Origin of the sequence: Streptomyces sp. NBC_00358, from assembly GCF_036099295.1 — a bacterium.
Taxonomy (GTDB): Bacteria; Actinomycetota; Actinomycetes; order Streptomycetales; family Streptomycetaceae; genus Streptomyces.
The window spans coordinates 3469767-3485538 of sequence record NZ_CP107976.1; the positions used below are offsets into that span (position 1 = coordinate 3469767).

Genomic DNA, 15772 nt, shown 5'->3' on the forward strand with positions numbered 1-15772 from the left:
CGCCCGGGGGACCGGGGTCAGGACTCCTGGGCCGACGCGGTCACGTCGTGCTCGGGCACGGCCTGACCGGAGCGGATCAGGTCGATGCGGCCCATGACCTTGGCCCGCAGATCGGTGGGCACGTCGTCATGGCCGCAGCACCGCTTGACGAGCTTCTTGACGGCCTGTTCGAGGCCGTACTTCTCCAGGCACGGGGAGCACTCCTCGAAGTGCACCTCGAACTTGGTGCAGTCCGCGTCCGGCATCTCATGATCGAGGAACTCGTAGAGATGATCGAGTACCTCACTGCAATCCGTCTCGTGCGGCTCTCCGCAGCTCATGAGCCCGAGCCTTTCGCTTCGTTCGACTCTCCGGCGCCGGCGGGAACCAGCCCGCGGTCACGGGCGTAGTCCTCCAGCATGCCGCGCAGTTGGCGACGCCCCCGGTGCAGCCGGGACATCACCGTACCGATGGGTGTCCCCATGATGTCCGCGATCTCCTTGTACGCAAAGCCCTCGACGTCCGCGAGATAGACGGCGATGCGGAATTCCTCGGGGATCGCCTGCAGCGCTTCCTTGACGTCCGAGTCGGGCAGGTGGTCGAGCGCCTGCGACTCGGCGGAACGCAGCCCCGTCGACATGTGCGACTCGGCGCGCGCCAGCTGCCAGTCCTCGATCTCCTCGGCCGCGCTGCGCTGGGGTTCGCGCTGCTTCTTGCGGTACGAGTTGATGAAGGTGTTGGTCAGGATGCGGTACAGCCACGCCTTGAGGTTGGTGCCCTCGCGGAACTGGTGGAAGGACGCGTACGCCTTGGCGTACGTCTCCTGCACCAGGTCCTCGGCGTCGGCCGGATTGCGCGTCATGCGCAGGGCGGCCGAGTACATCTGGTCGAGGAATTCGAGCGCGTCCCGCTCGAAGCGCGCGGTGCGCTCGGCGGACGTCTCCGCCGTGGCGTCGCTCGTGCCCTGGCCCTCGGGCTGCTCCGCCTGGCCGTTTTCGGTCCCTGCGTCGGTCCCAGTGACCGGACCCACCTCCTCCAGCGACGTAGCGAGACCGAGACCGGTCCCACTGGAATCGGAGGATAGACGACCTTCGGTCGGGGAGGGATGTACATCTTGTCCGCCCGCCGCCCGAATAGGGGCGTTCTTGCCCGCGTGCAGCACCGTCCAGTCCAGGTCAGCGCGGCTGCTGCGGCTCGGGCAGAAGGTCGAACCCATGCGGCGGACTTCCTCTCGTACGAACGGTGCAGCACGCTGCGTGCTGTCTGCTCGGCACAACAGAAGTCCGTCACTCTGCATTCCCGGCTGTCACCCGAGTGACGCGGCCCACCGTACGACGCCGTCCGTGATGACCTTCAGCGCCTCCTCCTGGCCGACCGGAGCGCGCTTCGGGACGGCGAAGCCGTGATCTCCGTAGGGCACTTCGACCAGCTCGTACGAGCCCGGCGGGAACTCCTCGGGCTTCCCGAACGGGTCGTTGCCGCCCTGCACGACGAGGGTGGGCACCCCGGCGCCGAGCAGTTCGGCGGCGCGGGACTTCTCGGGCTTGCCCGGAGGGTGCAGCGGGAAGCTCAGCGCGAGGACGGCGGCGGCCCCCAGCTCGGTCGCGGTCCGGCACGCGACCCGGGCACCGGCGCTGCGGCCGCCGGAGACCACGGGCAGCCCGGGCTTCGCCAGCGCCGGCCAGACCCCCCGCCAGCCGACGTCCAGCGTCTTGGGGGCCGGGGCGACCTTCTTCCCTGCGACCCGCCAGGGCTGTTCTACGAGTGCGACGCTCACCCCGTGCGAGGGCAGCGCCGCGGCGAGCGCCCGCAGGTCCCGGGCCTCGATCCCGCCGCCCGCGCCATGGCTCACGGCCAGGACGAGCCGCGCCTGCACCGCCCGGCACCAGGTGACACGGGCCGTACCGGCGTCGGTCTCGATGGTCTCGCTCATGTCGCTGGTCCCGGTCACATCAGAAGAGTGTGCCCTCCTCGGGCCCCTCCAGCTCCTTCAGCAGCTCCGGTCCGTTGTTGCGGACGTTGCTGACCATGGTGGAGACGGGGTAGGCGCGCATGAGTCCGGTCGGCGGGGGCGCGAGGAGGTCACGGAGTTCGTCCGGGTCCGTGCGGGACGGGTCGAGCCAGCCGTCCCAGCGGTCGGGGGTGAGCATCAGGGGCATCCGGGGGTGAATGTCGGCCAGCGCGTGCGGGCCCTCGGCGGGAGCCATCGCGAGCGGCGCCGTCTCCGCCTCGGTCGTGATGACCGAGCAGGTCACCCACCAGGCCAGCGGATGATCGTCCGGCAGCGTCCGGTCCCGCCAGAACTCGTACAGGCCCGCCATCGCGAAGACCGAGCCGTCCGCCGGAGTCACGAAGTACGGCTGCTTGCGCGGCCGCTTCTTCTTTCCCTCGACCTCCAGATCGCGTTCGGCCGTTCCGGTGACCCACTCGTAGTAGCCGTCGGCGGGGACGATGCAGCGCCGGGCGGCGAAGGCGCGGCGGTACGAGGGCTTCTCGTGCACCGTCTCCGCGCGCGCGTTGATCATCCGGGCGGCGCCCTCGGGCGTCTTGGCCCAGGACGGGACGAGTCCCCACTTGAGTCTGCGGAGCTGGCGAACCGGCCTCGGACTGTCGGCGTCCTTCACAGGGCGGTCGAGGACGACGTAGACCTCCTTGGTCGGGGCCACGTTGTAGTCGGGCGCCAGGGTCTCCTCGGGATCCCTCTTCTCGACCTCAAAGATTCCTGCGAGATCCTCGGGTCCACGACTGGCTGCATACCGTCCGCACATACGTGCAACACTGCCAGATTCCGCGTCACTCAAGGGAGCCACCGCCGACAATGGACAGCACCGCATCCACCTCGCTGGCCTCGCTCACCTCCCTGTGGGACCAGGTGTTCGGCACGCAGCCGGACCCCGACCTGTGGGTGGTGATCGCCACCATGGTCGCGGCCCTCGCGGCGATCGTCCCGCACGGGGTCTGGCGCCTCTCCCGCAACGCCATCACCATCGCGCACGAGGGCGGCCACGGCCTGATCGCGCTGCTCACCGGGCGCAGCCTCAGCGGCATCCGGCTGCACTCCGACACCAGCGGTCTCACCGTCAGTCGCGGCAAGCCGACCGGCCTCGGCATGATCCTGACGGCGGCGGCGGGTTACACGGCTCCCCCGCTGCTCGGCCTGGGCGGCGCGGCGCTGCTCGGCGCCGGGCACATCACCCTGCTGCTGTGGGCGGCCACGGCCCTGCTGATAGCCATGCTGGTGATGATCCGCAACGCGTACGGCGCGCTGACCGTGATCCTCACCGGCGGCACCTTCCTCCTGGTGTCCTGGCTCGCCGGACCCCAGGTGCAGGCCGCGTTCGCGTACGCCGTGGTGTGGTTCCTCCTCCTCGGCGGTGTCCGCCCGGCCTTCGAACTCCAGGCAAAGCGGACGCGGGGCGGCGCGGGCGACTCGGACGCGGACCAGTTGTCGCGGCTGACGCACGTCCCGGCCGGGCTGTGGCTGTTCCTCTTCCACGCCGTGTCGCTGTGCTCGCTGATGGGCGGCGGGCGCTGGTTGCTGGGGCTGTGAGCAGCGGGCACCGTCCGGAGGGCCCCTGACCTGCGTCGCGACCGTCCGGCCGGCCCCCGGGGCACCCGGCGCCCGGCTCCCCGGCCCGGACGCCACCGGCGGTGACGGACCCGCGGCCGTCCGGCGCCCTGCCACTAAAGTGGGGCGCATGACCGTGAACCCCGCCCACACCGCCCTCTGGCCAGCCCCGCACGCAAGCGGAGCCGTCGACGCGACGGTTCACGTGCCGGGGTCCAAGTCGGTCACCAACCGCGCTCTCGTACTGGCCGCGCTGGCCTCCGAGCCGGGCTGGCTGCGCCGCCCGCTGCGTTCCCGCGACACCCTGCTGATGGCCGGCGCGCTCCGCGCGATGGGTGTCGGCATCGAGGAGACGGTCGCCTCCAGTTCCACGGTCGCGGGGGGCCCGGACGCCTCCGGCGAGGCCTGGCGGGTCATCCCCTCCGGCCTGCGCGGCCCGGCCACGGTCGACGTCGGCAACGCCGGCACCGTGATGCGCTTCCTGCCCCCGGTCGCCGCGCTCGCCGACGGCCCCATCCGCTTCGACGGCGACCCGCGGTCGTACGAGCGTCCGCTGCACGGCGTGATCGACGCGCTGCGGCTGCTCGGCGCCCGGATCGACGACGACGCCCGCGGCGCGCTGCCGCTGACCGTGCACGGCGGCGGCGCCCTGGACGGCGGCCCGGTGGAGATCGACGCGTCGTCGTCCTCCCAGTTCGTGTCCGCCCTGCTGCTCTCCGCCCCGCGCTTCAACCAGGGCGTCGAGGTCCGGCACACCGGCTCGACGCTGCCGTCCATGCCGCACATCCGGATGACCGTGGACATGCTGCGCGCGGTCGGCGCGCAGGTGGACACCCCGGAGTCGGGCGGCGAACCGAACGTCTGGCGGGTGACACCGGGCGCGCTGCTCGGCCGGGACCTGATCATCGAGCCGGACCTGTCGAACGCCCAGCCGTTCCTGGCGGCGGCGCTGGTGACCGGCGGCACGGTCGTGATCCCCGACTGGCCGGCGCGCACCACCCAGCCCGGTGACCGGCTGCGGGAGATCTTCACCGAGATGGGCGGTTCCTGCGAACTGACCGAGGGCGGCCTGGAGTTCACCGGTTCGGGTGCCATCCACGGTATCGATGTGGACCTGGGCGAGGTCGGTGAGCTGACCCCGGGCATCGCGGCGGTCGCGGCGCTCGCCGACTCTCCCTCCACGCTCCGGGGTGTGGCGCATCTGCGGCTGCACGAGACGGACCGGCTGGCCGCGCTCACCAAGGAGATCAACGAACTCGGCGGCGATGTCACCGAGACCGCCGACGGCCTGCACATCCGGCCGCGCCGGCTGCACGGCGGCATCTTCCACACGTACGACGACCACCGCATGGCGACGGCCGGCGCGATCCTCGGGCTGGCGGTGGAGGGCGTCCAGATCGAGAACGTGGCGACGACGGCGAAGACCCTGCCCGACTTCCCCGACCTGTGGACCGGGATGCTCGGGAACTGACGGGCGGACCTGGATCATGCGCCGATACGGCAAGAACACCGACGAGGACGACATCCGCCAGCGCCCGAACCGCAAGGGCAACCGTCCGCGTACGAACATCCGCCCCAAGCACGAGGAAGCCGTCTCCGGCATGGTCCTCACGGTCGACCGCGGCCGGCTGACCTGCCTCGTCGAGGACCGCGTCGTCATGGCGATGAAGGCCCGCGAACTGGGCCGCAAGGCCGCCGTCGTCGGCGACCGGGTCGCCATCGTCGGCGATCTGTCCGGCGAGAAGGACACCCTCGCCCGCATCGTCCGCATCGAGCCGCGCGGTTCGGTGCTGCGCCGCACGGCCGACGACGACGATCCCTACGAGCGCGTGGTCGTCGCCAACGCCGACCAGCTCGCCATCGTCACCGCCCTCGCCGACCCCGAACCGCGGCCCCGTCTGATCGACCGCTGTCTGGTGGCGGCCTTCGACGGCGGTCTGACCCCGCTCCTCGTGCTCACGAAGTCGGACCTGGCTCCGCCGGACAAGTTCCTGGAGCTGTACGGCGCGTTGGACATCCCCTATGTGGTGACCAGCCGCGAGGAACTGCGGAGCGAGGCCGTCGCAGACCGGGTGCGCGAGCAACTGGACGGCAGGATCACGGCGTTCGTCGGCCACTCGGGTGTCGGCAAGACGACCCTGGTGAACGCGCTCGTGCCGCCCGAGCAGCGCCGGACGACCGGACACGTCAACGCGGTCACGGGCCGCGGCCGTCACACGACCACCTCGGCGCTGGCCCTGCCGCTGGCAGGCAGCGCCGGAGGCTGGCTCGTCGACACCCCGGGCGTCCGTTCCTTCGGCCTGAACCACGTCGACCCGTCCCGGGTCATCAACGCCTTCCCGGATCTCCAGCCCGGCACCGAGGGCTGCCCCCGCGCGTGCAGCCACGACGAACCGGACTGCGCGCTCGACCAGTGGGTGGCCGACGGCCACGCGGACCCGCAGCGGCTGTACTCGCTGCGCAGGCTGCTGGCCACGCGCGAGCGCCGCGAGGGCGACTGACGCCCCCGTGTTTGCGTGCGCCCGCCGTCGGTAAGGGCTTCTGCGGGTCGGTGAATGCATAATCGCACCGAACCGGATCCGGGCCGGCCGAAGCAGTCGACGTGCGGATGTGGGAGGACAAGACATGGCGTGGCTGCTGGTCGTTGTGGCGGGACTGCTCGAAACCGGCTTCGCGGTCTGCCTGAAGCTCTCGCACGGCTTCACCAGACTCTGGCCCACCGTCGCCTTCTGCGTCTTCGCCCTCGGCAGCTTCGGTCTGCTGACCCTCTCCCTGAGAAAGCTCGATGTCGGTCCGGCCTACGCGGTGTGGACCGGCATCGGCGCGGCGGGCACCGCCATCTACGGCATGATCTTCCTCGACGACCTGGTCTCCATCCTGAAGATCGTCTCGATCAGCCTCGTCATCATCGGCGTCATCGGGCTCCAACTGTCGGGGTCCGCACAGTAGGGACACGCCCCGGAGCGCTGCCGCGTACACGCCCCGGAGCCCTGGTCCGTACGCGCCGGGAGCCCTGCCGTGTACGCGCCCGGGGTCCCTTCTCAGACGCCGAGCCGTTGGGACGGTGCCAGCGCCGCCCTGACGAGTTCGGTGACGCCACCCCGCGCGGGCGGCGCGACGACCCACGACAGCGCGAGCCGGACCACCAGTTCGCACGCCCGGGTGGCCTCGGGGGTGTCCGCCCTGGACAGGGCGAGCGCGGCGACCGAGCGGTCGCGGACCAGCACCACGAAGTCGGCGGGTGAGGGCAACGGCCCGTCGGCCCGCCGCTGCGCGGGCACCACGGCCGAGGAGGGCACGGCGGCCGGCGCGGGCGAGGGCAGCCGCTCGCTCCAGCATCCGGTCAGCATCGCCCGCACCAGCGCGTTGCTCCGCGCCGCCGAGGCGGTCCACTCGGCCGCCGCGGCCAGCCGGTCCCGGACGTCCGTGTGAGCGGCCAGCGCCCGGTCGACACCGGCGAGATAGGCGTCGGCCTCCCGCCGTACGAGGGCACGCGCGAGCCCTTCCTTGCTCCCGAACTCGTTGTAGAGCGTCTGGCGTGACACCCCGGCGACGGCGGCCACGTCGACCATCCGGACCGCGGACCACGCTCGGCGCGCCAACGCCGTATAGGCGGCGTCCAAGAGGGATTCTCGCGCTGCGGGCATCATCGCCTCCCTGGGGCGAGCGGCTCTCCAGCCAGATTTGACGCGTACGGAAGCACTGTCAAGGGGTCGCGGCGACCCCACCGGGAGCACCCCCGGAGCCGTACGCACCCCGTACTCGGGTACGCGCCCCCACGACCGTGCCCGTCCGGACGGGTCAGGGCGGTCGGCCCGGTGATGATCCGCGGTCCTGTGTAGCCCCGTCCGGACGCGGGCAGATACGGTTCACCCATGCCCGACTATCGCGATGACCTGCGCCTCGCCCATGTCCTGGCGGACGCCGCCGACGCCGCGACGATGGACCGGTTCAAGGCGCTCGACCTGAAGGTCGAGACCAAGCCGGACATGACGCCGGTGAGCGAGGCGGACAAGGCCGCCGAGGAACTCATCCGCGGCCACCTCCAGCGGGCCAGGCCGCGCGACGCGATCCTCGGCGAGGAGTACGGCATCGAGGGCACGGGCCCGCGCCGCTGGGTCATCGACCCGATCGACGGCACCAAGAACTACGTCCGCGGTGTGCCCGTCTGGGCCACCCTCATCTCCCTGATGGAGATGGGCGAGGGCGGCTACCAGCCGGTCGTCGGCGTCGTCTCCGCCCCCGCGCTCGCCCGTCGCTGGTGGGCGGCGAAGGGCCACGGCGCCTTCAGCGGCCGCAGCCTGTCCTCGGCGACCCGGCTGCGGGTCTCCAGCGTCTCGCGGATGACCGACGCGTCCTTCGCGTACTCCTCGCTGTCCGGCTGGGAGGACCAGGGCCGCCTCGACGGTTTCCTCGACCTCACGAAGGCGGTCTGGCGCACCCGCGGGTACGGCGACTTCTGGCCGTACATGATGGTCGCCGAGGGCTCGGTGGACATCTGCGCCGAACCCGAGCTGTCGCTCTGGGACATGGCGGCGAACGCGATCATCGTGACCGAGGCGGGCGGCTCCTTCACCGGCCTCGACGGGCGCCCCGGCCCGCACAGCGGCAACGCGGCCGCGTCGAACGGCCTCCTCCACGACGAGATGCTGGGCTACCTCAATCAGCGTTACTGAGAGCGATTCCTGAGCAGCCCCGGCCGGTCCGGGGCTGCTGAGCAACCCCCGGGCGCCCCCGAACTCGCCGCACGCGCCCCCTTGTTGACCCTCCCTTTAACTGCGACTCTGAGAGCTCCCCCACTTGTGAACTTGTGAACCGCTTCTCTTTGCGCTCCTCCTGGAGCCGGGAGGCCCGCGGCTCACCAAGGAGGTGGCTCCAGCCCATGCTCGTCCGCGACGCCATGAGCACGGTGGTCCTCACCATCGGCCCGGCACACACCCTCCGGCAGGCGGCCCGCCTGATGTCCGCGCGCCACGTCGGCGCGGCGGTGGTCCTCGACGAGGACTCCTCCGGCCTCGGCATCCTCACCGAACGCGACATCCTCAACTCCCTCGCCCTCGGCCAGAACCCGGACCACGAGACCGCCTGCACCCACACCACCACCGACGTCGTCTTCGCGGCACCCACCTGGACCTTGGAGGAGGCCGCCTCCGCGATGTCGCACGGCGGCTTCCGGCACCTGATCGTGCTCGACGGCAACGGCCCGGTCGGCATCGTCTCGGTCCGCGACATCATCCGCTGCTGGGCACCCGTGCGGCACCGCGTACCTGCCTGAGCGAACGGGTGGCCGGAGTTCCCAGGGGCATCCCCGGGGGCTTCGGCCACCCGGTCCACCCCGGTCCACCCCGGTCCACTCCGGACCGGGCCGGCCCTTCGGCCAGTACCGCATCCGATCCCGTCGTAGATGATGTCTAAACCGAGGCGTCTTCTAAAGTCACACCCATTCGGAAACTGGTCCAGTGGCTGTTACGCTGACCTGTATGAGTGACCTGTTGGAACGACTGCGCGGACGTGGCTGGCGGCTGACCGCACAGCGACGCGTCGTGGCCGAGGTCCTCGACGGCGACCACGTCCATCTGACGGCCGACGAGGTGCACGCCCGAGCCGTGGCCAAGCTGCCCGAGATCTCCCGGGCGACCGTCTACAACACCCTGGGTGAACTGGTCTCGCTCGGCGAGGTGCTGGAAGTCGCCACGGACAAGCGCGCCAAGCGGTACGACCCGAACGCGCACCGGCCGCACCACCACCTGGTCTGCGCCCGCTGCGGCGCGATCCGCGACGTCCACCCGCTCGGCAACCCGCTCACCGACCTCCCCGACTCGGAGCGCTTCGGCTTCACGGTCTCGGACGTCGAGGTGACCTACCGGGGCGTCTGCCCGAACTGCGCGGTCGTACAGGCCTAGCAGGCCGCCGCCAAACCGCCGTAGAAGCACGTACACGAAGGCCCCGGCACGCGACGCGCGCCGGGGCCTTCCGCACACCACTCGCCTGTTCGCTGTTCGCTGTTCGCTGTTCGCTGTTCGCTGTTCGCTGTTCGCTGTTCGCAGCAGCGTTCTCGGACCCGGATTCGGGAACGACCGAGGGCCGGAACCCTTTCGGATTCCGGCCCTCGGCCTTCAGTAGCGGGGACAGGATTTGAACCTGCGACCTCTGGGTTATGAGCCCAGCGAGCTACCGAGCTGCTCCACCCCGCGTCGATGAACTGAACAGTACGTCAACTCCGTGGCCCGCGCAAATCCCTTGATCCAGCGCTCCGGGCGGGCCGGCCGAGTCGGGAGCGGGCCGCCCCTCACGCGGCCGGCTCCTCACGGGCACGGCTCCTCACGCGGACAGTTCCTCGCGCAGGGCGTCCCGCAGCCGCGCCGCCCGCTCGGAGACCTCCGCCGGCCCCAGCGACACGGCCCGGTCGGCCCACTGCTGCCCCTCGGCCAGCTCTCCGCGCCGCGCGTACACGAGCGCCAGCCGGAGCGCCGCCCGCCCGTGTCCCGCGTCGGCCGCGCGGGTCCACCACAGCGCCGCCTCCGGCTCGCTCCCCTCGCGGGCCAGCAGCAGCCCGAGATTGAACGCGCCGTTGCGCGAGCCGGCCTCGGCGGCCTCGCGGTACCAGCGGGCCGCCTCCACCACGTCACCCCGCGCCGCGGCCAGCATCCCGACCCGCACCTGCGCGCGCCGGTGCCCCTGGGACGCCGCCCGCTCGTACCACTCCTCGCACTCGCTCTTCTCCTGCGTGGGCTCGCCGAGCTCGTGCGCGGGCGCCGGCGGCCGCCGGGCGTCGAGCACGGCGGCGAGCCGGTAGGCGGCCTCGGCGCTGCCCCCTCCGGCCGCGCACCGCAGATGCCGCTCGGCGGCCGGCTCGTCGCCCTCCCGCAGCCGTGCGATGCCCACCTGGAGCGCCGCCTCCGTGTGCCCGGCGGCGGCCGCGCGCTCGTACCACCGCAGCGCGGCGGCGTCATCGTTCCCGGTGGCGCGTCCGGCGTGCAGGATGCCGAGGTTGAACGCGGCGTCCACGCTTCCGGCCTCCGCGGCCTTGGAGAACCACGGCTCGGCTCCGGCCGCGTCGCCGACCTGGAGCAGCAGGATCGCCAGCGCGTTCGCGGCCTCGCGATGACCGGCGTAGGCGGCCCTGCGGTACCACTGCTCGGCCTGCGCGGTCCGTCCCTGCTCGGCGCAGAGCAGTCCGAGGTTGTACGCGCCGTTCACATCGCCCGCGTCCATCGCGGCCCGGTACCACCGCTCGGCGGTCTGTGTCTCACCGCGCTCGGCGTGCTGGGCGCCCAGCGCGTTGGCGGCGTTCCCGTCCCCGTCCTGTGCGGCCCGCAGCCACCAGACGGCGGCGCTCTCGGGGTCCCCGGCATCGCGCAGGAGGAAGCCGAGGGCGCACGCGGCCCGCGCCTCACCGTCCTTCGCGGACGTCAGATACCAGCGCCCGGCCTCCTTGAGATCGCCCCGCTTCTCCAGGATCGCCCCGAGGTGCAGCGCGGCCCTGCGGTGCCCGCGCGCGGCGGCCTGCCGGTACCACTGCTCGGCGGCCTGCCCCGCGGCACCGATGACACCGTTGTCGCCCACGGCCTCGCCCGAGTCCAGGGCCTTGCGGTCCAGTGTCCGCGCCAGCCGGTAGGCGGCCTCGCGGTGCCCGCGCTCGGCGGCGGCCCGCATCCACTGCTCGGCGCCGACATCGCTGCGGTGCTCCAGCAGATCGGCGAGGGCGTACGCGCCCAGCGCGTGGCCCTGCTCGGCGGACTGGCGCAGCCAGTACTCGGCGGCCGGCTCGTCGCCGCGCTCACGGTGGTGCCGGCCGAGCGCGTGCGCGGCGGCGGCGCTGCCTGCGACGGCGGCGATCCGCCACCATCCGGCGGCCTCGTCGGCGTATCCGCGCTGGTACAGGAGGACACCCAGATTGTTGGCGGCGGCGCGGTCGCCCGCGGCGGTGGCCGCGCGCAACTGGGGCTCGGCCGCGGCGAGATCGCCGCGGCGCAGCAGCATGGCCCCGAGGACGCTCATCGCCTCGACGTCGCCGGCTTCGGCGGCCGACCACTGGCGCGCCTCCTCGGCAGCCTCACCAGTTTCGTCCCGGTCGGAAGGCTGCGTGAGATCCGCAGGCCGCGCAAAGTCCGCAGGCCGCGCAAACCGCCCTGTATCCAACAGAGTTGCCTTGTCCCCCATAACGTCCATCGTCGCACCACCTGCAAACTGGGTACACCTGGTATACCGCAGCCAGTTAGGTCACTTCAGCGTTTTGTCGACATGCCCACAGAGAGACAAGTCAAACACAGAACGCCCAACTCCCCCCGCATGTCGCGGCACTTCACACGAGTCGCCAGGTCACCGGGGGCGTCCCGGCGTGGCGCCACACACGCCGAAGGCCCGGATCCATGAACTGGATCCGGGCCTTCGATTTCAGTAGCGGGGACAGGATTTGAACCTGCGACCTCTGGGTTATGAGCCCAGCGAGCTACCGAGCTGCTCCACCCCGCGCCGTTGTGTTGCAACCGTACCACGGCGCGGGGTGGGCTTCCGATCAGCCGCTTCCGGGGCTCTTTTCGCTGGTCGGACTGCTGCTCGGGCTACTGCTGGGACTCGGGGCGGCGCTCTTGTCGCCGCCCTTGTCGGCCGTCTTTCCGGCGCCGGAGCTGCCGCCGGTCTTGTCCGCCTTGGCCTGCGCGTCCTCGGCCCGCTTCAGCGCGTCCTCAAGATTCTTCTGCGCCTCGCCGTACGCCTTCCAGTCACCCTTCTTGAGGGCTTCCTGCCCTTGGTCGAAGGCCTTCTGGGCGTCGCCGAGCGCGGCCTGGACCGTCGGGTTGCTCGACGTGGGCGGGTTCGTGGTGCTCTGGTCCGGTGGCGTGGTCGAACTCTCCGCCCCGAAGACCTTGTTGAGCGCCTGGCCCAGCGTGTCCTCGAAGGCGGTGTTGCCGCCGTAGGTCACCAACACCTTGCGCAGCAGCGGGTACTTGAGATCGCCGCCGCGGACGTAGACCGGTTCGGCATAGAGCAGTCCGCCGTCGAGCGGCACGGTCAGCAGGTTGCCGTACTCGACCTCCGAGTCGCCGCCCTTGAGGAGCCTGATGGACTCGGCGATGGACGGCTCGGAGTTGAACTGGCTCTGCACCCGCTTGGGTCCGTCGACCGTTCTGCCGGTCGGCAGTTTCAGAACACTGATCTTGCCGTAACCGGGCGTCCCCGCCTCGGCGTTGACCGAGACGAACGCGCTCAGGTTGTCCCGGCCGTTCGGTGTCATCGTCGTCGTCAGCGAGAACGCCTGCGACGTCTGCCCCGGGAGTTTCATGCTCAGGTAGTACGGCGGTACCGCGCTGCCCGACTTGTTGGTCGGGTCGTCCGGGACCTGCCACACCTCGCTGCCGCTCAGGAACGTCTGGGCGTCCTTCACGTGGTAGCGGGTGAGCAGTTCGCGCTGGACCTTGAACAGGTCCTGCGGATACCGCAGATGAGCCATCAGCTCCGGCGAGATCGACTTCTCCGGCTGCACCGTGCCGGGGAACGCCTTCATCCAGGTCTTCAGGACCGGGTCCTCGGTGTCCCACTGGTAGAGCTTCACGGCGCCGGTGTACGCGTCGACGGTCGCCTTCACCGAGTTGCGGATGTAGTTGACCTGGTTCTGCTGGGCCACCACCGCGCGCTGGTTGTTGGCCGCCGTCAGCGAGTCCGCCGTGGTGTCGCCGAGCGTGGTGCGCGACGCGTACGGATAGCCGTTGGTGGTGGTGTACGCGTCGACGATCCACTGGATCTTCCCGTCGACGACCGCCGGGTAGGCGTCACCGTCGATGGTCAGCCAGGGAGCCACCGCCTCGACCCGTTCCTTGGGCGTGCGGTTGTAGAGAATCCTCGAACCCTCGCCGATCGCGCCCGAGTACATGATCTGCGGCTCGCCGAACGCCACCGCGTACGCGGCCCTGTTGACGGGGCTCGCGAGGCTGACGCCGCTCTTGCCCTGGTAGCTGGTGGTCTTCTCACCGCTGTCGTCGGAGTAGTCGATCTCCTTCTGGGGACCGCCGACGATCGAGTACTGGGTGGTCTTCTCGCCGTAGTAGATCTGCTGCTGGTACGCGCCCAGGTCGCCCTTGGACGGCAGGTTGTACTCGGTGAAGACCGGGCGGCCCTGGTCGGCCGTGGTGCCCTTGGCCGCGACGACGCCGTATCCGTGGGTGTACCGGAAGTGGTCGTTGATCCAGTTGTTCTTCGGGATGCCGGCGAGGTTCAGCTCACGCAGACCGAGGACCGTGTCCTGTTCCTTGCCGTCCTTGCTGTACCGGTCGACGTCCAGGTTCGACGGGAAGCCGTAGTAGTTCCGCACCTGCTGGAGCTGCTGGAAGGTCGGCGACACGATGTTCGGGTCCATCAGCCGGATGCTCGCGATGGTGTCGGCGTCGTCACGGAGCTTGGACTTGTCCTTGGTGTCGCTCGACCCCGGGTAGTCCTGCACAACGGTGCCGTCGATCCCGTACGCCTCGCGCGTCGCTTTGAGGTTCTTCTCGACGTACGGCGCTTCCTTGGCCTGCTCGTTCGGCTCGACCTGGAACTTCTGGACGATCGCCGGGTAGAGGCCGCCGATCAGGATCGCCGAGAGCACCATCAGGCCGAAGCCGATCACGGGAAGCTGCCAGGTGCGCCGCCACAGCGTCGCGAAGAAGAGCAGCGCGCAGATGACGGCGATGCAGAACAGGATCGTCTTGGCGGGCAGATAGGCGTTCGCGTCGACGTACCTCAGGCCCGTCCAGTTGCCGGTCGCCTTGAAGTCACTGGACTTGACCGCGAGCCCGTACCGGTCGAGCCAGTAGGCGACCGCCTTCAGTGCGACGAAGACGCCGAGGAGCACCGAGAGATGCCCGGTGGCCGCGGCTGTCGCGCGCGCTCCCGGGCTGGTGATCCGCAGGCCGCCGTACAGATAGTGCGTGAGCGCGGCGGCGATCAGCGAGAGCACGGCGGCGGCGAAGCCGAAGCCGAGCAGGAAGCGGTACCAGGGCAGGTCGAACGCGTAGAACGAGACGTCGAGGTGGAACTGGGGGTCCTTCTGGTGGAAGGGCACTCCGTTCACCCACATCAGCCAGGTGCGCCACTGGCCCGAGGCGGACGCTCCGGCGATCAGCCCCACGAGGGAGGTGACCGCGAGCAGCAGCCACCGCTTGTAGGGCGCGATGCCCATGCGGTACCGGTCCAGGCTCTGCTGTTCCATCGACATGGCGCTGAGCGGCGGACGCAGCCGGTGGGCCAGCCAGATGTTGAAGCCCACCGCGGCCGCCATCAGCAGACCGAAGACGAAGAAGAGCCCGATCTTGGTCCACAGCATGGTGGTGAAGACCGACGAGTAGTGGACCGAGCGGTACCAGAGCCAGTCCGTCCAGAACCCCGCGAACATGACGAAGGCCATGGCCAGCACGGCCAGCACGCCCAGTGTCATGAGCAGGGTCCGGACGCGCCGGGACGGCCGGCCCACTCTGATCCGTGACCCCGTCGGGCCTCCGCCACGGTCCGGCATCTGGAAAGCCAAGGTGCGCACCTCGAAGTCGCTGTTGATCCGTCAGGCCCCCGTGTCGGTGGGCCGTCCGTAAGGCTCCGTGATCGAGGAGCCTCATCTATGCAACTTACTCACGCTTTACTCGGTTCCCGATTCCGGTCACGAACGAGGCAGGATTGTGACCATGTCCAACACTCCCATGGCAGCGAGCCCGCTCACCCGGGCCGTACTCGAGATCGACGAGTACGCCTCCGGCCTCGGCTGGGACCAGCCCGCTCGCCTCTTCGCCCTCGTAGACACCGCAAGACTGCGGGCCCAGGAGCCCGGCCTCGCCGCACAGCTCGGCCTGGAGAACGAACAGCAGACCATCGGTCTCACCCCCATCGAGCAGGACGAGATCCCGGCCGGCAAGCCGCTGGACGATTTCCTCGGCACCATCGCCTGGCCGGACGCCGTCGTCGGCTGCGCGCTCACCGTGGAGCGGCTGATGCTGCCGCCGTCGGCGGAGGCCTCGGTCCCGGAGGGTCTCAGCGGCAAGAAGCTCACCCAGTGGGTCGCCGCGCACCCGGACCGCCAGGAGGTCCGCATGACGGTCGGCGTGCTGCGCGACGGCACCCGCGACTCGGCACTGCGGCTGCGTGAGAAGGACGCGGCGACGGAAGTGCTCACGGGGGCGGGCCTGGTGCCGGGCCTCGCGGAGGCCCTGTCGGCGACGTTCGCGGACTGATCCGCGCACGGACGACGTGGACGGGGCG

At 70.7% G+C, this 15772-nt stretch carries 15 protein-coding genes and 2 tRNA genes; 8 read left to right on the forward strand and 9 right to left on the reverse strand.

The features are described 5' to 3' along the window. Nucleotides 1–17: 17 nt before the first annotated feature. The 4 genes from rsrA to OHT01_RS14380 all read right to left on the reverse strand — a co-directional run bounded on the left by rsrA (nt 18) and on the right by OHT01_RS14380 (nt 2747). Complete coding sequence (gene rsrA, locus OHT01_RS14365) at nt 18–320, reverse strand: mycothiol system anti-sigma-R factor (protein ID WP_328553542.1); 303 nt, start codon at nt 318–320, stop codon at nt 18–20. Continuing rightward, nucleotides 317–1009, reverse strand: coding sequence for an RNA polymerase sigma factor SigR (gene sigR, locus OHT01_RS14370; RefSeq protein ID WP_326790805.1), 693 nt, complete (start codon nt 1007–1009; stop codon nt 317–319). Before sigR ends, rsrA begins: the two co-directional genes overlap by 4 nt. 276 nt (nt 1010–1285) lie before the next feature. Next, complete coding sequence (locus OHT01_RS14375) at nt 1286–1912, reverse strand: alpha/beta hydrolase family protein (protein WP_328558119.1); 627 nt, start codon at nt 1910–1912, stop codon at nt 1286–1288. Between the two features lie 19 nt (nt 1913–1931). Next, a complete protein-coding gene (locus tag OHT01_RS14380) occupies nt 1932–2747 on the reverse strand; it encodes an SOS response-associated peptidase (RefSeq protein ID WP_328553543.1) in 816 nt (271 codons plus the stop codon). Nucleotides 2748–2797: 50 nt separating this feature from the next. Here OHT01_RS14380 and OHT01_RS14385 point away from each other — a divergent pair, with 50 nt between their 5' ends. From OHT01_RS14385 to OHT01_RS14400, 4 genes are all read left to right on the forward strand, one after another. After that, the gene (locus OHT01_RS14385) at nt 2798–3529 is read left to right on the forward strand and encodes a M50 family metallopeptidase (RefSeq protein WP_328553544.1); all 732 of its coding nucleotides are present in this window, start codon (nt 2798–2800) and stop codon (nt 3527–3529) included. Between the two features lie 148 nt (nt 3530–3677). After that, nucleotides 3678–5018: a 3-phosphoshikimate 1-carboxyvinyltransferase gene (gene aroA, locus OHT01_RS14390; RefSeq protein ID WP_328553545.1), complete on the forward strand. Its 1341-nt coding sequence runs from the start codon at nt 3678–3680 to the stop codon at nt 5016–5018. Nucleotides 5019–5034: 16 nt separating this feature from the next. After that, a complete protein-coding gene (gene rsgA, locus OHT01_RS14395) occupies nt 5035–6048 on the forward strand; it encodes a ribosome small subunit-dependent GTPase A (protein WP_261707996.1) in 1014 nt (337 codons plus the stop codon). A gap of 124 nt (nt 6049–6172) precedes the next feature. Continuing rightward, on the forward strand, nt 6173–6496 hold the full coding sequence (locus tag OHT01_RS14400) for a DMT family transporter (protein WP_328553546.1): 324 nt from the start codon (nt 6173–6175) through the stop codon (nt 6494–6496). A 92-nt stretch (nt 6497–6588) separates the two neighbouring features. On the opposite strand, the gene OHT01_RS14405 is transcribed toward OHT01_RS14400, so the two are convergent. After that, the gene (locus tag OHT01_RS14405) at nt 6589–7197 is read right to left on the reverse strand and encodes a TetR/AcrR family transcriptional regulator (RefSeq protein ID WP_328553547.1); all 609 of its coding nucleotides are present in this window, start codon (nt 7195–7197) and stop codon (nt 6589–6591) included. Nucleotides 7198–7422: 225 nt separating this feature from the next. Between OHT01_RS14405 and hisN the strand changes: the two genes are divergently transcribed. From hisN to OHT01_RS14420, 3 genes are all read left to right on the forward strand, one after another. Next, nucleotides 7423–8223 (forward strand): histidinol-phosphatase, encoded by an 801-nt coding sequence (gene hisN / locus OHT01_RS14410; RefSeq protein ID WP_328553548.1) that lies wholly within the window; start codon nt 7423–7425, stop codon nt 8221–8223. A 206-nt stretch (nt 8224–8429) separates the two neighbouring features. Continuing rightward, nucleotides 8430–8822 (forward strand): CBS domain-containing protein, encoded by a 393-nt coding sequence (locus OHT01_RS14415; protein ID WP_328553549.1) that lies wholly within the window; start codon nt 8430–8432, stop codon nt 8820–8822. A 205-nt stretch (nt 8823–9027) separates the two neighbouring features. Next, nucleotides 9028–9450 (forward strand): Fur family transcriptional regulator, encoded by a 423-nt coding sequence (locus tag OHT01_RS14420; RefSeq protein ID WP_328553550.1) that lies wholly within the window; start codon nt 9028–9030, stop codon nt 9448–9450. A gap of 217 nt (nt 9451–9667) precedes the next feature. Here OHT01_RS14420 and OHT01_RS14425 read toward each other — a convergent pair. The 4 genes from OHT01_RS14425 to OHT01_RS14440 form a co-directional block, all read right to left on the reverse strand. Then, nucleotides 9668–9741 (reverse strand) — tRNA-Met (locus OHT01_RS14425). Between the two features lie 127 nt (nt 9742–9868). Continuing rightward, a complete protein-coding gene (locus OHT01_RS14430; RefSeq protein ID WP_328553551.1) occupies nt 9869–11719 on the reverse strand; it encodes a tetratricopeptide repeat protein in 1851 nt (616 codons plus the stop codon). 229 nt (nt 11720–11948) lie between these two features. Next, a tRNA-Met gene (locus OHT01_RS14435) sits at nt 11949–12022 on the reverse strand. 43 nt (nt 12023–12065) lie between these two features. Continuing rightward, on the reverse strand, nt 12066–15038 hold the full coding sequence (locus OHT01_RS14440) for a UPF0182 family membrane protein (RefSeq protein ID WP_328558120.1): 2973 nt from the start codon (nt 15036–15038) through the stop codon (nt 12066–12068). A gap of 163 nt (nt 15039–15201) precedes the next feature. Between OHT01_RS14440 and OHT01_RS14445 the strand changes: the two genes are divergently transcribed. Further along, complete coding sequence (locus OHT01_RS14445) at nt 15202–15744, forward strand: PPA1309 family protein (RefSeq protein ID WP_328553552.1); 543 nt, start codon at nt 15202–15204, stop codon at nt 15742–15744. Nucleotides 15745–15772 lie beyond the last annotated feature (28 nt).

Bases quoted from the DNA above. Each gene is read 5' to 3' on its own strand.
- OHT01_RS14430 (WP_328553551.1), bottom strand. From the start codon at position 11,719: ATGGACGTTATGGGGGACAAGGCAACTCTGTTGGATACAGGGCGGTTT.
- OHT01_RS14400 (WP_328553546.1), top strand. From the start codon at position 6,173: ATGGCGTGGCTGCTGGTCGTTGTGGCGGGACTGCTCGAAACCGGCTTC.
- OHT01_RS14385 (WP_328553544.1), top strand. From the start codon at position 2,798: ATGGACAGCACCGCATCCACCTCGCTGGCCTCGCTCACCTCCCTGTGG.
- rsrA (WP_328553542.1), bottom strand. From the start codon at position 320: ATGAGCTGCGGAGAGCCGCACGAGACGGATTGCAGTGAGGTACTCGAT.
- OHT01_RS14415 (WP_328553549.1), top strand. From the start codon at position 8,430: ATGCTCGTCCGCGACGCCATGAGCACGGTGGTCCTCACCATCGGCCCG.
- OHT01_RS14420 (WP_328553550.1), top strand. From the start codon at position 9,028: ATGAGTGACCTGTTGGAACGACTGCGCGGACGTGGCTGGCGGCTGACC.
- aroA (WP_328553545.1), top strand. From the start codon at position 3,678: ATGACCGTGAACCCCGCCCACACCGCCCTCTGGCCAGCCCCGCACGCA.
- OHT01_RS14445 (WP_328553552.1), top strand. From the start codon at position 15,202: ATGTCCAACACTCCCATGGCAGCGAGCCCGCTCACCCGGGCCGTACTC.
- OHT01_RS14440 (WP_328558120.1), bottom strand. From the start codon at position 15,038: ATGCCGGACCGTGGCGGAGGCCCGACGGGGTCACGGATCAGAGTGGGC.
- OHT01_RS14380 (WP_328553543.1), bottom strand. From the start codon at position 2,747: ATGTGCGGACGGTATGCAGCCAGTCGTGGACCCGAGGATCTCGCAGGA.
- OHT01_RS14375 (WP_328558119.1), bottom strand. From the start codon at position 1,912: ATGAGCGAGACCATCGAGACCGACGCCGGTACGGCCCGTGTCACCTGG.
- hisN (WP_328553548.1), top strand. From the start codon at position 7,423: ATGCCCGACTATCGCGATGACCTGCGCCTCGCCCATGTCCTGGCGGAC.
- OHT01_RS14405 (WP_328553547.1), bottom strand. From the start codon at position 7,197: ATGATGCCCGCAGCGCGAGAATCCCTCTTGGACGCCGCCTATACGGCG.
- rsgA (WP_261707996.1), top strand. From the start codon at position 5,035: ATGCGCCGATACGGCAAGAACACCGACGAGGACGACATCCGCCAGCGC.